This window comes from Georgenia sp. Z1344, from assembly GCF_057652375.1.
This window is the reverse complement of sequence record NZ_CM172728.1, coordinates 1,719,146-1,735,525: the sequence shown is the minus strand read 5'-3', so window position 1 is coordinate 1,735,525 and position 16,380 is coordinate 1,719,146. Positions and strand designations below refer to the sequence as shown.

The following is a 16,380-nucleotide window of genomic DNA, read 5'->3' as shown; positions in this document are numbered from 1 at the left end:
TGCTCGCAGGCTACCCCCGCTCAGAGGAGGACGACGATCCCGGAGACGATCGCGAACACGAGCACGATCATCCGCAGCAGCTTGCCGTCCAGACGGTGGTGCACCCAGCGACTGACGAACGCCCCGATGCCCACGAACGGCACGAGCGCGGCGCTCATCCCGAGCGTGCCGAGCTCGATCTGCCCACCGATACCGAGCACGACGAGCGAGATCACCTCTCCCACGAGGAAGCACACGGCGACCGTGGCGCGCAGGGTCGGTCCGCTCTTGTGCTGGTAGGCGAGCGCCAACGGCGGTCCCCCGACGCCGGTCGAGGTCTCGGTGACGCCGGTGATGAGGCCGACGCTGACCAGGCCGGTCCGATTGGGGTCGAACGCGGGGGCGAGGAGTGCGACGACGGCGGCGATGATCGTCGACCAGCCGATGAGGAGCATGAGCTGGTGCTCGGTCACCACGACCAGGATCCACAGCCCGGCGAACGTCCCCGCGAACCGTCCCGCGCTGATCCACCGCACGCCGTGCCAGTCCAGGTGCTCCCGCTCGCGCCAGGCGACGTAGGCGTTGAGCGGGATCATCAGCACGAGCAGCAGCACCGGGATCAGCCGCGGCTCGACGAGGCCGATCACCGGCGCCGCCACGAGCGCGAAGCCCATCCCCGTGGAGCCCTGGACGAACGCGGCCACGAGGATCGTGACCGCGGACACGACGAACGCGGTCTCGCTCATGCGTGGGCGACCTGACCCGACGCTCGGTGGTCCGCGGAGAACGGGTGGATCTTGTGGATCGGCGCCCGCTCGACCGCGCGCTCGGCGATCTCGCGCGCCCGGTCGAGCAGCGCGTCGCCGTCGACACCGAGCGGCCGGCCGTCACGGACCCGGAGACGACCCCCGACGACGACGGACTCGATCTGGTCGCGACCGGCCAGCCGGACGAGCTCCCACGGCAGGTCCCACGACGGGACGAGCTCAGGGACGTCGAGCGTGAGGACGAGCAGGTCGGCGTGGGCACCGGCCGAGATCTCGCCGATCTGGCCGGCCAACCCCACGGCGTCGGCACCGCCCGTGAGCCCGCGCTCGAGCCACGTCCACCCGCCGCCCACGGACGAGTCGCCCGAGGGGAGCCCGTGGACGAGTCGCTGCGCGGTCTCGGCCGCGTCGAGCATCCGGAACGCGTCGCCCCGGGTCCCGTCGGTGCCGAGCCCGACCCGTACGCCGAGCTCGTGCATGAGGAGCGCCGGAGCCACCGCGTTACCCTTCCACGCGCTCGCGACCGGGTTGTAGGAGATCGCTCCCCCGGAGTCGCGCAGGAGGGTGATCTCGCGCGGAGTCAGCAGCGTGGTGTGCGCGGCGAGCAGCTCAGGACCGAGCGCACCGAGGTGCGCGAGGCGCTCGAGCGGACGCATCCCGGTGGCTTCCAGGGACCGCTCGACGGCGGCGAGGTGCTCGTTGAGGTGCGTCTGGAAGGTCACACCGGCCTCCCGCGCGAGGGCGGTGACACGGGTGAGCATCTCGTCGGAGGCCACCTCGGGGATCGAGACGGCGAGCGAGGGCTGGACGAGGTCGTGCCCCTCCCACTTGTGGAGGTGCTCGCCGGCGGCGGCGAGGACGTCGTCGACCTCCGCGACCCGCTCGCCGCCCACGAGGTCGTTGCAGATGGTGCCGAGCACGCAGCGCACGCCGACCGCGCCGGCCGCCTCGGCGAGCCGCTCGACCCCGCCGTCCACCGTGGCTCTGGTCCCCGCGTCCGCGACGGTCGTGAAGCCGCCCCGGAGCGACTCCCACGCCGCCAGCCGGGTCGCGACGTCGATGGCCTCCTCGTCCAGGTGCGCCTCCATCGGCACCCAGACCCGGCGGAAGATCTCGGACGGTTCCCCGAAGACGAGGGACTTCCCGAAGGACTGGGTGAGGTGGTGGTGGGCGTCGACGAGCCCCGGCATGAGGAGCCGGCGCGGGAGTCGGACGACGGCCGCCCCCGGGTGGCGCTCCTGGACCACATCGGCCTCCCCGACCTCGGCGACGCGCCCGTCGGCGACGAGGACGCCCTGACCCGTGCGGATGCCGTCGTGCAGGAGCGTGCGCTCCGGGAGCAGAACGGTGGGCCGCTCGTGCAGGTCGGCGAGGTCGACGCGGTCGGTCACGGAGTTCCTCCATGTGAGTCGTGGTCTGCGCGGCTGGTCGTGCGCGGACGTGGGTCGTGCTCGGCGGTCGTGCGCGGGTTCGACCGCCCGGGGTCGGAGGCCTCCGCTTCAGCATGCGTCGGCGCCTCGTCGTGGTCGGGGAGATCGGCGTGGGCACGCTCGTCCGCCTGCCCGCCGCGGGGTGCGTCGTCGTCGGGCGCGTCATCGGTGCTCGCGCCCGGTTCGTCGGCGTCGGCAGAGCGCGACCGGCCGATGTGGTTGAACAGGATGTTCACGAGCACCGCGACCAGGGCGCCCATGGCGACACCGCTCGAGAGGATGCTGCCGAGGGTGGACTCCAGGCCGGAGTACGCACCCGGCACCACGATCGGCAGCAGCCCGAAGCTCAGGCCCGCGGCGACGACGAGCATGTTCCGCTGGTCGCCCAGGTCGGAGCGGCCCAGCATCTGCAGGCCGATGACGGTGAGGATCGCGAACACGACCACGCCGGTCCCGCCGACGACGGGGGCAGGGATCGCGTAGATGATCCGGGCGACCGGGGTGATCAGTCCGATGACGATGAGGATGACACCCGCCGCCGCCGTGACGAAGCGGCTCTTGACGTTGCTCACCCGCACGATGCCGATGTTCTCGCCGCTCGTCACCATGAGCGAGGTGCCGAACATGCCCGCGAAGAGCGAGACGAGCGCGTCGGCGCGGATGGTGCGGGGCGCCGCCTTGGTGATGTCGATCTTCTTGCCGACGATCTCCGCGTTGATCGCGGTCTGGCCGGTGGCCTCCGCCATCGAGGCGAGGGCGAAGATCAGCAGCGGCACCGAGGCGAGCAGGTCGAACTCCGGGCGGCCGAACGGGAACAGCTCGGGCACGGTGGCGACCGGTCCGGACAGGTCGGGGACGTCCACCTGTCCGAGCAGGGCTGCGATGCCGGTCGCCGTGACCAGGCCGATCATCACCGCGAGCTGGCGCACCATGCCGCGCAGCACCCGGAAGAGCAGGACGATGAGCACGATCGTCATGACGCCGAGGCCGATGGCCATGGGGTCGCCGAACGCGTCGGAGTCGGGCTGGCCCGTGATGAGCAGCGCGTTGATGCGGATGAGGTTGACGCCGACGATGACGATCATCGTGCCGATCACCAGGGACGGGAAGAACTTGATGATGCGGCTGAACACCGGTAGCACGATGAAGTAGAAGACCGCGGTGAGCAGCACCGCGCCGGTCGCCGTCGCCGGCCCGTGCTCGGAGGCGATGGCGATGAACATCACCACCGGCGCACCACCGGGCAGCATCATGAACGGCAGGCGGACACCGAACCCCCAGCGGCCCATCGACTGGATGATCGAGCCGATCCCCGAGAAGACGAACGTGATGCTGAGCAGCTGGACGATGAGGTCCGGATCGAGCTGCAGGCTGGCGCCGACGAGGAACACCGACGAGATCGGAGCGGCCGACATGACGAGGACGTGCTGGAGGCCGAACGGGATGATCTTGCGGGCGGGCGGGATCTCGTCGACGGGATGCGGGGTACGAACCTCTGCTGATCGGGTCATGCGGTTCTCCTTTGGACCGGGACCTGAGCGGATGGACTCAAATCGATTTGGCATGAATCGATTTGGGAAGACTATGAGCCACCGCGCCGCGCGTCAACCCCTCCCCTCCCACTCCGGCGCCGATGGTTGACTCGAGGGCGTGACCGACGGGCCGGACAGCGACCGCAAGGCGCCCCGGGCGGGCGGGCCGGGGCGAGGGTGGGCGTTCGCCGTCGTGCTCGTCCTGGTTGTCACGGCCGTGGTCGTCCTTGCCCCGCGTGTCTCTCAGTACCTGCGTGAGGAGGGCGTACCGGTTCTTGGCGAGAGTGCCGAGTGCGTCGTGCGGACGCCGGACGGGGAGGTCGAGCTCACCCGCGACCAGGCGCGACGCGCGACGACCGCGGTCGCCGTCGGTGCCCAGGACGGTCCGACGATCGAAGCGCCCGACACCTCCGACGTCGACGACACCGTGCTCGAGCTCCTCGCCACCGGACCGGCCGACGACGCCGGACCGAGCCTCAGCTGCCGCGGCTCGGCGGCCGACGACCTGCCGGAGGAGGAGATCACCGACACCGGCCTGACCCCGCGGGCCCAGGAGGTCCTCGACGCGATGACGGACGTGTTCGGGGACCAGGTGCTCGGCGGGTTCGCGCCAGGCGGGGTGCAGCGCGCCGGCGAGTCGACCCACAACGACGGCCGTGCGATCGACGTCTTCTTCCAGCCGGTGTCCGAGGAGAACCGCCGGCGCGGCTGGATCCTCGCGCACTGGCTCGTGGCGCACGAGGACACCCTCGACATCCAGTACGTCATCTTCGACGACCGGATCTGGAGCGCGCACAGCCGGCGCGGGCGGTGGCAGCCCTACGACGCACCCGAACCGGCGAACGAGATCCTGCGGCACCTCGACCACGTGCACGTCGACGTGCTGCGCGGCGGGTAGGCGCCGGTCGGCTTGTCGCGCGGACCGGTGGGCGACAGTGCGCGATCAGGGGCGGGCCACCCCGACGAGCGGCTAGAGGGACAGCCGGGCCACGGCCTCGCCGTCGTCGTACTCGCCGGTGAGCTCGAAGCCGGCGGCCAGGTAGAACGGCTCGGGCCCGCCGGGGGCCTGCACCCAGCTCGTCTCGACGGCCGTGTGCCCGGCAGCGCGGAGCTCCGCGGTCCACGCCTCGAGGGCGCGCCGACCGATGCCCCTCCCCTGGTGGCGGCGGTCGACGAGGAAGCGCCACAGGTAGGGGTCCGGCGTGCCGTCGTTGACGGCGTCCGCCCACATGAGGAAACCGGCGGGCTCGCCGTCGGCCTCGATGCCACGCAGCAACGGGACCACGGGATGGCCGGCCTCCGGCTCGGGGAAGAGCGCGTCGGTGAAGGACTGGTCGACGCTCGCGACGAAGCGCTCCTGGGTGCGGTGCGTGCGCAGCCGGCGGTAGGTCCAGACGCTCTCGTGGTCGAGCTCGACGAGGCGGACCGTCTCCGGCGGCGTGCGCGGGCGGTCGCGCCAGGCCCGGCGGTCGTCGGCGGTCATCGAGTAGTGGAGGTTGTCGTCCCACGCACCCCGCCACCAGAAGGACTTCTCCGCGAGGTGGTCGAAGGTCATGCCGAGCCGCTCGAGGAGCCGGGCCGAGGCGCGGTTCTCCGGGGAGAGCTCGGCGACGAGGCGGTGGACGCCGACCCGGTCGACGAGGTCGTCGACGACGGCGGACGCGGCCTCGCCGGCGTACCCCTTGCCCTGGTGCGCCGTCGCGAGGGTGAACCCGATCTCGGCGATCCCGGAGTGCGCGTCGAGGCCGACGTAGAGGTCGCCGACGAGCTCGCCCCCGGCCTCGATCGCGAGCTGCGTGCCGCCGCCGGGCACGACGTCGGTCCGGTCCGCGTGGGCGGCCGCGAGCCGCTCGGCCCGCTCCCGCGGGTACGGCAGGTCCCAGTCCTGGAGCGCGCTGACCTCAGGGTCGTTGCGGTAGGCCGTGAGCGTGTCGACGTCCCGCTCGGCCACCATGCGCACGGTCAGCCGGTCGGTCCGCAGGGGGTAGGGGGTGTCGGTCATGCTCCGATCGTCGCCGGGCCGGAGGGGCGGCGCCAGCGAAATCCGGTCGTGCCGACGGCGTCGGGCACGGCAGGGAAGGTGTCCGTGCCGTGACGCCCCGCGATCACCCCTGCTTGGTCGCCCCGGCCCCGCTCTGCGGGAACATCGGCACCGCGACCTGGATCCCCTCCTCATCGAACCGGACCTTGAGGTGGGCGCGGGCGGCGCGGCCGATCGCCCACTGCGAGCCGGGCCGGGTCTTGATGATCATCCGCATCGTCACGGCGCCGTTCCCGATGGCGGTCACGCCGCTGACCTCGGGGGCGTCGAGGATCTCGGCCGCGAACTCCGGGTCCGTGGCGAACTCCTCCAACCCGCTCTCGATGACCTGCTTCGCCCGGGGCAGGTCGACCGAGTAGTCGAGCGGGATCTCGATCAGCGCGTTCGCCCAGTCCTGGTTCATGTTGGCGACCCGCCGGATCTCGCCGTTGCGCACGTACCAGACGTTGCCGTCGAGGTCGCGGATCTTCGTGATCCGCATCGTCATCTCCTCGACCGTGCCGACGGCGTCCCCGACGTCGACCACGTCACCGACGCCGATCTGGTCCTCCGACATCATGAACAGGCCGGAGATGAAGTCCTGCACCAGACTCTGCGCGCCGAAGCCAATCGCGAGACCCACCACGCCGGCGCTGGCCAGGATCGGAGCGAGATTGATCCCGAACTCGCCCAGGATCATCATGAACGCCACGCCGAAGATGACGAACGAGGCGATGCTGCGCAGCACCGAACCGATCGTCTGCGCCCGCTGCTGCTGGCGACGGACGCGAGCGGTCTCGTCGGTGCCCGGCCTGGCGACCTTGCGCCTGGCGTTGGACGCGGCCCGGTCCAGCTGTTGCCGCGACTGGACGATCCGCTCGGCGAGCCGCATGATCACCCGGCCGAGGACGGCGCGCGCGATGATCGCCACCAGGAGGATGATGACGACGTTGATGAGGCTGGAGACCATCTCCCCCGAGCGCGAGGAGAACCACTCGCCGATCACGCCGGCCTGCGCGGGTATGTCTGTCACGGGTCGCCCCTTCCGGTCTCGGGCTCACGTGGCTCGGGTCTGGAGCCCGCGAGATTCCGAGATCCATCGTCGCAACGACCGGTCCGGCTCGCGATCCTCGGCCGCCGCGCACTGCTGTGAGAAATCCGGCCGTCGACCGGGAATTCCGCCGGGCCGGGTCGGAACGACTCCGGGGCGCACGCCGGAGCCGCGACGCGTTCGGCTTGGCCCGACTGCCGGGCCCGCGCACGATGGACCCATGACCACGATCCGGCCGGCACGGCCCTCCGACGCCGAGGACATGACCGAGGTGCAGAACGCGATCCATCGCGCGGGCCTCCGGGAGAGCCCGGTCGACGTCGCGTCGGTTCGCGAGCGCTACCTCGAGCTCGAGCACGTGGTCGCGTGCACCGTCGCCGAGCGGGATGGCCTGGTGGTCGGTTTCCAGTCCCTCACTCGGGCGTGGCCGGGCAACCCCTACGACGTGACCGTGGGGTGGGGGATCATCGGCACGCACATCCATCCCGACGCCGCTCGGAGCGGTCTCGGTCGCCGTCTCTTCGTCACCACCCTTGCCGCTGCCCGGGCCACCGGACTCCGTCACATCGACGCCACCATCGGCGCCGACAACCCGCCCGCCCTGTCCTACTACGCGGCCATGGGCTTCACGCCCTACCGTCCGGCCGGCGACGCGATCCCGCACCGACTCGACGTCCGATGACGTCGACGCTGCCGGCCCTCGGTCACCGCCCCATGTCGACGAAGCGCGAGTAGTGCCCCTGGAAGGCCACCGTCACCGTGCCGGTGGGCCCGTTCCTCTGCTTGGCGATGATGATGTCCGCCTCGCCGGCCCGCGGGTGCTCCTTCTCGTAGGCGTCCTCGCGGTGCAGGAGCATGACGACGTCGGCGTCCTGCTCGAGCGAGCCCGACTCGCGCAGGTCGGACATCATCGGCTTCTTGTCGCCGCGCTGCTCGGGTCCACGGTTGAGCTGCGCGACGGCGATGACCGGCACCTCGAGCTCCTTCGCGAGGAGCTTGAGCGCACGCGAGAACTCCGAGACCTCCTGCTGCCGCGACTCCACGCGCTTGCCCGAGCTCATCAGCTGGAGGTAGTCCACGGCGATGAGCTTGAGGTCGTGGTTCTGCTTGAGCCGCCGGCACTTGGCGCGGATCTCCATGAGCGACATGTTCGGGCTGTCGTCGACGAACAACGGGGCCGACGACGAACGGCTCGCCGCGCCGGCCACCCGCTCCCACTCGTCCTGCCGCATCGAGCCCTCGCGCATGTGCTTGAGCGAGACGCCGGCCTCGGCGGACAGGAGCCGCATGGTGATCTCGGTGCGCCCCATCTCGAGGCTGAAGATCACCGACGCGTGGTTGTTGCGGATCGAGGCGTTGCGGCAGATGTCGAGCGCGAGGGTCGACTTACCGATGGCGGGCCGCGCCGCGATGATGACCATCTGGCCCGGGTGGAGGCCGTTCGTCAGGCCGTCGAGGTCGGCGAAGCCGGTGGGGACGGCGCCGTCGTCGCCCGTCTTGGACTCGATGCGCTGCAGCTCGGTGAGCGTGGGGTCCACCAGCTCGCGCAGCGGGCGGTAGTCCTCCGCGTTGCGCTGGTCGGCCACGGCGTAGACCTCGGCCTGGGCGGAGTTGACGATCTCCTCGACGTCGCCGCCGTCGGTCGCGTAGCCGAGCTGGACGATGCGGGTGCCCGCCTGGACGAGCCGGCGCAGCACGGCCTGCTCGCGCACGATCCGCGCGTAGTAGCCCGCATTGGCCGCCGTCGGGACCGAGGAGACGAGGGTGTGCAGGTACGGCGCCCCGCCCACGCGGGTCATCTCGCCGCGGCGGGTGAGCTCGGCGGCGACCGTCACCGGGTCGGCGGGCTCGCCGCGCCCGAACAGGTCGATGACGGCCTCGTACACGAGGGCGTGCGCCGGCTTGTAGAAGTCGACGCCGCGGACCTCCTCGACCACGTCCGCGATCGCGTCCTTGCTCAGCAGCATGCCGCCGAGGACCGACTGCTCGGCCGCGACGTCCTGCGGCGGGGTCCGGTCGAAGTCGGCCCGTGCTGCGCCCGGATCCTCTGCCACGCTCGCTCCTTCTCGTGCCCGGTCGAACGCCCGGCCAGGCGACGCTACGGGGCCGCTCCCCCGTCGCCAAACCCACACTGTGCACGAACCGGCCGACATCCGTGGACGGCCTGTGGACCAACACCGTGAGCCTGTGCACAGCTGTGGACAAAGGTGTGGGTATGACCGGCGCCGGGGAGCCCCGGGACGCACGACGACGCCACCCCTCCCCGCACAGGGTGTGGACGGAATTAGTCGGGCGTGTCGTGTGGACGGAGGAAGTCCGGCCAGTCGTGAGCAGGGAAGCCGGCCCGTCCGGGCGCCCGCCCTGCGGGCGTGGGTCGCCCCGCCCCCGGGGCCGACCTACGGTGACCCGGGTACCGGCCGGCGAGCGCCCGAGGAGGAGAGATGTCCGCGGACCCGGGCTCCGGCGTCGGGCCGGAGATGACCCCGCGCGAGGTCGACCGGCAGATCCTCCGCCTCGCGCTCCCCGCGCTCGGCGCGCTGATCGCCGAACCGTTGCTCCTCATCATCGACTCCGCGATGGTCGGCCACCTGGGGACGGCGTCGCTGGCCGGGCTCGCGATCGCGCAGGCGGTGCTCACGACGATCGTCGGGGTCTGCGTCTTCCTCGCGTACGCCACGACGGCCGCGACCGCCCGGCTCGTCGGGGCCGGCCAGCGGGGCCGCGGGATCCGGGCGGGGATCGACGGGATGTGGCTCGCCGTCGGGCTCGGCGTGGTGCTCGCGGTGGTCCTGCTGCTGGCCGGGCCGTGGCTCGTCGGCGCGCTCGGCGGCAGCGGCGAGGTGGCGTCCGAGGCGGTGGCCTACCTGCGCGCGTCGGCGTTCGGGCTGCCCGGCATGCTCGTCGTGCTCGCCGCCACCGGGACGCTGCGCGGCCTGCTCGACACCCGCACGCCGCTGTACGTCGCCGCCGGTGGAGCCGTCGCGAACGCCGTGCTCAACGCGATCCTCATCTACGGCGCCGGCCTCGGGATCGTCGGCTCCGGCCTCGGCACGGCGATCGCCCAGCTCGGGATGGGCGCGGCGCTCGCGGCCGTGGTGGTTCGCGGCGCCCGGCGCCACGACGTCCCGCTCGCCCCCTCCGGCCTCGGTGTCCTCGCCTCCGCGCGCGCCGGCCTCCCCCTCTTCGTCCGCACCCTCTCGCTGCGGGCCGCGATCCTCGTGACCGTCGCCGTGGCCACCGCCCTCGGCCCGGCCCGCCTCGCGGCCTACCAGGTGACGAGCTCGATCTGGTCGCTGTGCGCGTTCGCGCTCGACGCCGTCGCGATCGCCGCGCAGGCCCTCGTCGGGCAGGGGCTCGGCCGCGGCGACGCCGGGGCCGTGCGCCGCCTCGTCGGCCGCTGCCTGCGCTGGGGCATCCTCGCCGGGATCGTCATCGGGATCGTCGTCGCCGCCAGCTCCCCGCTCCTCGTGCGCATCTTCTCCGCCGACCCCGACGTGCGCTCGGCGGCCGTGTGGTGCCTCGTCGTCGTCGGGGCCCTCATGGGTCTGGCCGGGCTCGTCTACATCCTCGACGGCATCCTCATGGGCGCCGGCGACGGGCCGTTCCTCGCCGTGTCCGGCATCGTCACGCTCGTCGTCTACCTGCCGGCCGCGTGGGCGGTCGCCGCGTTCGGCCCGGGCGGGACGTGGGGCCTCGTCTGGTTGTGGGTGGCCTTCGCCGGGGTGTTCATGGGCGCGCGGGCCGTCACCACCTACCTGCGCTCGCGCGGGACCCGGTGGATGGTCCTCGGGGAGGGGCGGTGACGGACGTCGCCGGGCGATCACCTGATCGCGGCCGGCCCGTCGGGCACCCTGGCCGGATGACCACCGGTGGACGCACGAGGCTCGAGCGCCCCGACCTGCGCGCCGTCATCTTCGTGGCGATCGCGTCGGCCTGCGGCTTCGGCACCTTCTACGGCCTGTACACCTCGGCGCCGGTCGCGCTCGCCGGCGGGGGCGTCTCCGCGGGCACCCGCACCGCCGTCTTCATGGCCTGCGTCATCGCGGTGCAGCCCCTCGTCACGGTGCTCGGCCGGTGGATGCGCGTGCGCTCGCGATCGGTGGGCGGCGGGCTCGCCTCGATGGCCCTCGGGTTCGCCGTGCTCCCGCTTGCCGGCGGCTGGCCGGGCCTCGTCCTCACGGGCCTCGGGTTCGGCGTGTTCGTCGTGACCAGCGCGGCCTGGGTGCGCGAGCTCGCCGACGCAAGCACCGCCGGCCGGGCCCTCGGCATCTACGGCCTCGCCTCCGCCGTCGGCGCGACGGTCGCCGCCCCCGCCGCGCTCGCCCTGGCCGACGGCGTCGGGGTCGTCGGCGTCGCGGCCGGTGGCGCCCTGGTCACGGCGCTCGGGCTCGTCCCCGTGGCCCTCGCGCGGCGCATCGGCGAGCACGGCCGCCCCGGCCTCACCGACGCCCCCACCGACCACGTCCCCACGCTCCCCCGCTCCGGCACCGGGCCCGCGCCGGAGACCGAGGCGTCCCTCGCGGTCGGGGACGCGACGACCTACCTCTCCGACGACGAACCACCCGCCCGGTCCCGCGTCGCCGAGGATGACCGCGACGGCTCCGTCCACTCCGACGATCCCGGCAGCAGCCCGCGCTCCGTCCACGCCGACGACGACGCACACCCCCGCCGGCGTGGGCCGTTCGGCGTCGTCGCCCCCACCCTGGTGATCCATTCGCTCGCCGTGATCGCCTACGGGCTCATGCTCACGTCCGCGGGCACCCTGGCGGAGGCCGGCGGCGGGACGGCGGCCGTGGTCGCCGCGTTCAGCGTCCAGGGAGCCGTGGCGGTCGGTCGGCCGGTCGCGGGGTGGCTGGCGGACCGCTGGTCGGGGGCAGGGACGCTGCTGGTCGCCGCGGTCGCGGTGGCGGGCGCGCTGGCCTGGGCGGTGGCCGACGACGACCCGGTCCGGTTCGTCGTCGCCGCCACGCTGGTGGGAGCGTTCTCGGGCGCCGTCCAGACCGCGGCGCTCACCGTGATGATGCGCCGCGCGGTCACGCCCGGTCAGGCCGAGCGCGTGAGCATGGGCTGGAACGTGACGTTCGACGTCGCGCTCGGCCTCGCGGCGGCGGCCGCCACCCGCCTCGCCCTCGTGTGACAGCACGACGCCCCCGGAACCGCGCGGGTTCCGGGGGCGTCGGACAGGTGGATCTCGTCGGGACCAGGTCTCTATGACCGGACCCGCGAGGCCGACCGAGGATCAGGCCTCGGGCACGACCTCGACGACCAGGCTGGCCGAGACGTCCTCGTGCAGGCGGACCTGCACGCGGTGCTCGCCGAGCGACTTGATCGGCGCCGGGATCTCGATCTTGCGGCGGTCGAGCTGCGGCCCGCCGCCGGCCACGACGGCCTCGGCGATGTCGACGCTCGACACGGCGCCGAACAGACGACCGGCCTCGCCGGCGCGGACGCTGACGGTGACCGGGCCCGACTGGAGGCGGTCGCGCGTGGCCTGCGCCTCCTCGACGGTGGCGATCGCACGCGTGCGGCGCGCGGACGTCATCTGGTCGACCTGCTTCTGGCCGCCCTTGGTCCAGCGGGTCGCGAGACCGCGCGGGACGAGGTAGTTGCGGGCGTACCCGTCCTTGACCTCGACGACGTCGCCCGCGGCACCGAGACCGGTGACCTCGTGGGTGAGGATCAGCTTTGCCATCTCGATCCCCTTCCTCAGCGACCGGCGCCGGTGTACGGCAGCAGGGCCATCTCGCGGGCGTTCTTCACGGCCTTCGCGATGAGGCGCTGCTCCTGGACGGACACGCCGGTGACGCGGCGCGAGCGGATCTTTCCGCGGTCGGAGATGAACTTCCGCAGGGTCGCGGTGTCCTTGTAGTCGATCTTTCCGACCTTGACAGCCTTGAGCGGGCTGACCTTCTTCTTCGGCTTGCGAAGTACGGGCTTCGCCATGGGGTTCTCCTCGTGGATCAGTACCGGCCCTCACGCGCATCTCTCGCGCGCGAGCGCCCTTCGTGGAATGTGTGTGTCCGCCGCACCCGCGGCGGTCCGCCGATCAGCTCGGCGGGTGATCGATCAGAACGGCGGGTCGTTCGGGAACGCCGTGCCGCCGCCCTGGGTCGCCCAGGGGTCCTCGGGGCTGCCGCCGGCGGGGCCGTTGTAGCCACCGCCCTGGCCGCCCTGGTTGCCGCCGCCGTAGCCGCCGCCGCCCTGGTTGCCGCCGTAGCCGCCCCCCTGGTTGCCGCCGCCACCGAAGCCGCCTCCGCCGCCCTGGTTGCCGCCGAAGCCGCCTCCGCCGCCACCGCGCTGCGTGCGGGTGACCTTGGCGGTCGCGTACCGCAGCGAGGGTGCGACCTCGTCGGCCTGCATCTCGACGACCGTCCGCTTCTCGCCCTGCTGGGTCTCGTAGGACCGCTGCGTGAGCCGGCCCTGGACCATGACGCGCATGCCCTTGGTCAGCGACTCCGCCACGTTCTCCGCGGCGTCACGCCAGACGGAGCAGCGCATGAACAGCGTGTCGCCGTCCTTCCACTCGTTCGACTGGCGGTCGAACGTGCGGGGGGTCGACGCGACGGTGAAGTTCGCGACCGCAGCCCCCGACGGGGTGAACCGCAGCTCGGGGTCGGCGGTGAGGTTGCCGACCACGGTGATGATGGTGTCGCCTGCCATGAGAGCTCCTGACGGTGGCTGTCGGTACGGGGGCTGTCGGTCGGATCAGTTGGCGTCGGGGCGCAGGAGCTTCGTGCGCAGGACGGCCTCGTTGAGGCCGAGCTGGCGGTCGAGCTCCTTGGCGACCTCGGGCGTGGTCGTCATGTCGACGACCGCGTAGATGCCCTCGGTGCGCTTGTCGATCTCGTAGGCGAGCCGGCGCTTGCCCCAGATGTCGATCGTGTCCACGGTGCCACCACCGGTCGTGACGACCGACAGCAGCTTGTCGAGCGACGGGGCGACGGTGCGCTCGTCGACCTCCGGCTCGAGGATGATCATCAGTTCGTACTGCCGCATGGGTATCCCCACCTCCTTCGGACTGGGCGGTCACGGTCTCTCCGTGACAGGAGGGTCATGCGTGTCCCCGGTGCGTACCGGGGCCGACCGTCAACGGTACCCGCTCCGGGCACCCCGTGGAGAGGCAGGTCTGGTGCCGCCCGTCACCTCCGACGGCGGCACTCACCCCGGGAGCATCACCGCCCGACGGCGGCACTCACCCCGGGCACGCGGGTCACCCCGCGTCCGGCGTCCTCAGCCGCCGTCGCCCGCGCCGGGGTCGCGTCCGTTGCCGTTCCCGCCGCCGCCGTTACCGCCACCGTTGCCGCCGCCGTTGCCGGGCGGGGTCGAGGGCGGCGTCGTCGGCTCGGGTGTCGGCTCGGGCGTCGGCTCGGGAGTGGGCTCCGGCGGCGGCTCGGTTGTCGGGTCCTCGGTGGTGGGCTCCTCCGTCGTCGGCTCCTCGGTGGTCTCCTCCTCCGTGGTGGATTCCTCCTCGGTCGTCGACTCCTCCTCGGTGGTGGTCTCCTCCTCCGTGGTGGGGGCCTCGGTCGGGTCGGGCGCCTGCGTCGGCGTCTGGTCGGACCACCCCTGCGAGCCGGGCAGGTCGTCCGGGTCGGGCCGCTCGGGCAGGTCGACGACGGGCATGCCCTCGGTCGCCACCATCATGTAGTCGCGCCAGATCTGGGCGGGGAAGGTCCCGCCGGCCACGAGGTCGACGCCGCCGAACCCGGTCAGCTCCTCCTCGGTGCCGTCCTCGCCGACCTGGTACATGCTCACCACGGTCGTCAGCTGGGGGACCCAGCCGGCGAACCACGCCGACCGGTAGGCGTTGGACGACCCGGTCTTGCCGGCCGCGGGCCGCCCGATCTCGCCGGCCGTCGCGCCGGTGCCGCCGGGCTCGAGCACGGACTCCATCGCGTAGGTGGCCTCGTCGATGACGGCCTCCTCGAAGGCGCGCACGCCCTCGTCGCCGCCGGTGTAGATCCGGTTGTCGTCCCGGTCGACGACCTCCTCGACGATGTACGGCTCGTGCCGCACGCCGCGCGCGGCGAACGTGTTGTAGGCGCGGGCGGAGTCGAGCGTCGTCGGGGACGCGGGGCCCAGCACGTTGGACACGGTCGGCACGAGGCCGGGCGTCTCCTCCGACCAGCCGGCGCGTGTCGCCACGTCCACCATGGTCTCCGGGCCGACCTGCTGGTTGACGAGGGCGTACGTCGTGTTGACGGACTGCGCGGTCGCCTCGCGCAGGGTGATGTAGCCGCGGTCGTGCCAGTCGTAGTTGTTGACCGGGACGTCGTAGCCCTCGACCTCCATCGGCGAGTAGGACGGGAACCGCTCGTCCATGGACACGCCGGCCTCGATGGCGGCCACGAGGGTGAAGGGTTTCGCCGTCGAGCCGGCCTGGGCGCGGTCCTGAGTGGCCGAGTTCCGCGCGTCGGTGACGAAGTCCGGACCGCCGTAGAGGGCGACGATCGCGCCGGACTCCGGGCGCATCGACACGAGTCCGACGTGGTTGTTCTCCGGCCGGTCCTCCGGGAGGTTCCCCACGGCGTCGATCGCGGCCTGCTGGCTGCGCTGGTCGATGGTGGTGACGATGTCGTAGCCACCGGTGTCGATCTCGTCGAGGGTGAGGTCGCCCTGGGCCACGAGCTCGTCGCGCACCATCGCGAGGAGGTACCCGTTGGGTCCGGCGTAGGTCTCGTTCGCCTCGGGCTCGACGACCTCGGGGAACTCGGCGGCCGCGTGCTCCTCGGCGGTGATCCACCCGTCCTCGAGCATGAGGTCGAGGACGCGCTCGAACCGCTGCTCGGCCCGCTCCGGGTCGTTGGCCGGGTCCCACGCGGACGGGCTGGGGATGATCCCGGCGAGCATCGCCGACTCGCTGATCGTCATCTCCGAGGCGCCGTGCCCGAAGTACGCCATCGAGGCCTCCTGCACGCCGTACGTGCCGCGGCCGAAGTAGATGGTGTTCATGTAGTTCTGCAGGATCTCGTCCTTGGACTGCTCCTGGTCGATCCGCAGGGCGAGGATCGTCTCCTCGAACTTGCCGATGTAGGACGTCGTGGTCCCCGTGTAGTAGCGCTCGACGTACTGCTGCGTGAGGGAGGAGCCACCCTGCCGCGCCTCGCCCTGGATGTTGTTCCACAGGGCGCGCGCGATGCCGCGCCAGTCGACGCCGGGGTTCTCGTAGAACCGGCGGTCCTCGGACGCGATGATCGCCTCGGTCACGTGGTCCGGGACGTCGTCGAGGGAGACCGAGCTGCGGTCGTACTCGGCGAAGCGGCCCATGACGGTCTCGCCGTCGGCGTAGTAGACGGTCGTGCCCTCCGCGAGGGCGAAGTCGTCCGGGGCGGGGACGTCGATCGAGGCGTAGGCGGCGACGAACAGGCCGGCGGCACCGGCGAGCCCGGCGATGAAGAGGCCGACCAGCCAGAACAGGATGCGTCGCCACACCGGCACGCGACCCTTGTCCTCGGGGGCCCGGCGTGCGGTGCCCGTGGTGTCCTTCGACATCCGCGCCAACCTTTCGTCGTGACGTGAGCTCAACAGTATGGAGCTCGCTCCCGTTCCCGCGCGCGCGGCTGTGCGCGATCACACGGCCCGACGACGACGATCGCGCGGGTCC

At 72.3% G+C, this 16,380-nt stretch carries 15 protein-coding genes; 4 read left to right on the top strand and 11 right to left on the bottom strand.

Annotated elements, in window-relative coordinates; translation table 11 throughout:
* Positions 1-20 precede the first annotated feature (20 nt).
* Genes AC24FB_RS07770 through AC24FB_RS07760 form a run of 3 tightly spaced genes read right to left on the bottom strand, consistent with a single transcriptional unit; the run spans position 21 to position 3,687 of the window.
* On the bottom strand, positions 21-725 hold the full coding sequence (locus AC24FB_RS07770; protein ID WP_425713985.1) for a sulfite exporter TauE/SafE family protein: 705 nt from the start codon (positions 723-725) through the stop codon (positions 21-23).
* Positions 722-2,137, bottom strand: coding sequence for an amidohydrolase family protein (locus AC24FB_RS07765; RefSeq protein WP_425713986.1), 1,416 nt, complete (start codon positions 2,135-2,137; stop codon positions 722-724). The genes AC24FB_RS07770 and AC24FB_RS07765 overlap by 4 nt, the downstream gene beginning before the upstream one ends.
* A complete protein-coding gene (locus AC24FB_RS07760) occupies positions 2,134-3,687 on the bottom strand; it encodes a uracil-xanthine permease family protein (RefSeq protein ID WP_425713987.1) in 1,554 nt (517 codons plus the stop codon). Before AC24FB_RS07760 ends, AC24FB_RS07765 begins: the two co-directional genes overlap by 4 nt.
* Before the next feature lie 139 nt (positions 3,688-3,826).
* On the opposite strand from AC24FB_RS07760, the gene AC24FB_RS07755 reads away from it, so the two are divergent.
* Positions 3,827-4,606 carry a VldE C-terminal domain-containing protein gene (locus tag AC24FB_RS07755; RefSeq protein ID WP_425713988.1) on the top strand — a complete coding sequence of 260 codons (780 nt, stop codon included), beginning with the start codon at positions 3,827-3,829 and terminating at the stop codon, positions 4,604-4,606.
* Between the two features lie 72 nt (positions 4,607-4,678).
* On the opposite strand, the gene AC24FB_RS07750 is transcribed toward AC24FB_RS07755, so the two are convergent.
* Together AC24FB_RS07750 and AC24FB_RS07745 are read right to left on the bottom strand one after the other, a co-directional pair.
* Entirely contained in the window at positions 4,679-5,710 is a 1,032-nt protein-coding gene (locus tag AC24FB_RS07750; RefSeq protein WP_425713989.1) for a GNAT family N-acetyltransferase, read from the bottom strand.
* Between the two features lie 103 nt (positions 5,711-5,813).
* Entirely contained in the window at positions 5,814-6,761 is a 948-nt protein-coding gene (locus AC24FB_RS07745) for a mechanosensitive ion channel family protein (RefSeq protein ID WP_425713990.1), read from the bottom strand.
* Positions 6,762-6,999: 238 nt separating this feature from the next.
* On the opposite strand from AC24FB_RS07745, the gene AC24FB_RS07740 reads away from it, so the two are divergent.
* Positions 7,000-7,461, top strand: coding sequence for a GNAT family N-acetyltransferase (locus AC24FB_RS07740; protein ID WP_425713991.1), 462 nt, complete (start codon positions 7,000-7,002; stop codon positions 7,459-7,461).
* A 22-nt stretch (positions 7,462-7,483) separates the two neighbouring features.
* On the opposite strand, the gene dnaB is transcribed toward AC24FB_RS07740, so the two are convergent.
* Positions 7,484-8,932 carry a replicative DNA helicase gene (dnaB, locus tag AC24FB_RS07735; protein WP_463653159.1) on the bottom strand — a complete coding sequence of 483 codons (1,449 nt, stop codon included), beginning with the start codon at positions 8,930-8,932 and terminating at the stop codon, positions 7,484-7,486.
* A 288-nt stretch (positions 8,933-9,220) separates the two neighbouring features.
* On the opposite strand from dnaB, the gene AC24FB_RS07730 reads away from it, so the two are divergent.
* Entirely contained in the window at positions 9,221-10,582 is a 1,362-nt protein-coding gene (locus tag AC24FB_RS07730; RefSeq protein WP_425713993.1) for an MATE family efflux transporter, read from the top strand.
* A 56-nt stretch (positions 10,583-10,638) separates the two neighbouring features.
* Positions 10,639-11,916 (top strand): MFS transporter, encoded by a 1,278-nt coding sequence (locus tag AC24FB_RS07725; RefSeq protein ID WP_425713994.1) that lies wholly within the window; start codon positions 10,639-10,641, stop codon positions 11,914-11,916.
* 102 nt (positions 11,917-12,018) lie between these two features.
* Here the strand turns inward: AC24FB_RS07725 and rplI are convergent, their stop codons facing one another.
* From rplI to AC24FB_RS07700, 5 genes are all read right to left on the bottom strand, one after another.
* Positions 12,019-12,471, bottom strand: coding sequence for a 50S ribosomal protein L9 (gene rplI / locus AC24FB_RS07720; protein ID WP_425713995.1), 453 nt, complete (start codon positions 12,469-12,471; stop codon positions 12,019-12,021).
* A 14-nt stretch (positions 12,472-12,485) separates the two neighbouring features.
* Positions 12,486-12,722 (bottom strand): 30S ribosomal protein S18, encoded by a 237-nt coding sequence (rpsR, locus tag AC24FB_RS07715; RefSeq protein ID WP_425713996.1) that lies wholly within the window; start codon positions 12,720-12,722, stop codon positions 12,486-12,488.
* A gap of 123 nt (positions 12,723-12,845) precedes the next feature.
* On the bottom strand, positions 12,846-13,439 hold the full coding sequence (locus AC24FB_RS07710; protein ID WP_425713997.1) for a single-stranded DNA-binding protein: 594 nt from the start codon (positions 13,437-13,439) through the stop codon (positions 12,846-12,848).
* A gap of 45 nt (positions 13,440-13,484) precedes the next feature.
* Positions 13,485-13,775 carry a 30S ribosomal protein S6 gene (gene rpsF / locus AC24FB_RS07705; RefSeq protein WP_425713998.1) on the bottom strand — a complete coding sequence of 97 codons (291 nt, stop codon included), beginning with the start codon at positions 13,773-13,775 and terminating at the stop codon, positions 13,485-13,487.
* 234 nt (positions 13,776-14,009) lie between these two features.
* Positions 14,010-16,268: a transglycosylase domain-containing protein gene (locus AC24FB_RS07700; RefSeq protein WP_425713999.1), complete on the bottom strand. Its 2,259-nt coding sequence runs from the start codon at positions 16,266-16,268 to the stop codon at positions 14,010-14,012.
* Between the last annotated feature and the right edge of the window lie 112 nt (positions 16,269-16,380).

Bases quoted from the DNA above. Each gene is read 5' to 3' on its own strand.
- rpsR (WP_425713996.1), bottom strand. From the start codon at position 12,722: ATGGCGAAGCCCGTACTTCGCAAGCCGAAGAAGAAGGTCAGCCCGCTC.
- AC24FB_RS07750 (WP_425713989.1), bottom strand. From the start codon at position 5,710: ATGACCGACACCCCCTACCCCCTGCGGACCGACCGGCTGACCGTGCGC.
- AC24FB_RS07700 (WP_425713999.1), bottom strand. From the start codon at position 16,268: ATGTCGAAGGACACCACGGGCACCGCACGCCGGGCCCCCGAGGACAAG.
- AC24FB_RS07710 (WP_425713997.1), bottom strand. From the start codon at position 13,439: ATGGCAGGCGACACCATCATCACCGTGGTCGGCAACCTCACCGCCGAC.
- AC24FB_RS07770 (WP_425713985.1), bottom strand. From the start codon at position 725: ATGAGCGAGACCGCGTTCGTCGTGTCCGCGGTCACGATCCTCGTGGCC.
- AC24FB_RS07730 (WP_425713993.1), top strand. From the start codon at position 9,221: ATGTCCGCGGACCCGGGCTCCGGCGTCGGGCCGGAGATGACCCCGCGC.
- AC24FB_RS07760 (WP_425713987.1), bottom strand. From the start codon at position 3,687: ATGACCCGATCAGCAGAGGTTCGTACCCCGCATCCCGTCGACGAGATC.
- dnaB (WP_463653159.1), bottom strand. From the start codon at position 8,932: ATGTCGGCCGGTTCGTGCACAGTGTGGGTTTGGCGACGGGGGAGCGGC.
- rplI (WP_425713995.1), bottom strand. From the start codon at position 12,471: ATGGCAAAGCTGATCCTCACCCACGAGGTCACCGGTCTCGGTGCCGCG.
- AC24FB_RS07740 (WP_425713991.1), top strand. From the start codon at position 7,000: ATGACCACGATCCGGCCGGCACGGCCCTCCGACGCCGAGGACATGACC.
- AC24FB_RS07725 (WP_425713994.1), top strand. From the start codon at position 10,639: ATGACCACCGGTGGACGCACGAGGCTCGAGCGCCCCGACCTGCGCGCC.
- rpsF (WP_425713998.1), bottom strand. From the start codon at position 13,775: ATGCGGCAGTACGAACTGATGATCATCCTCGAGCCGGAGGTCGACGAG.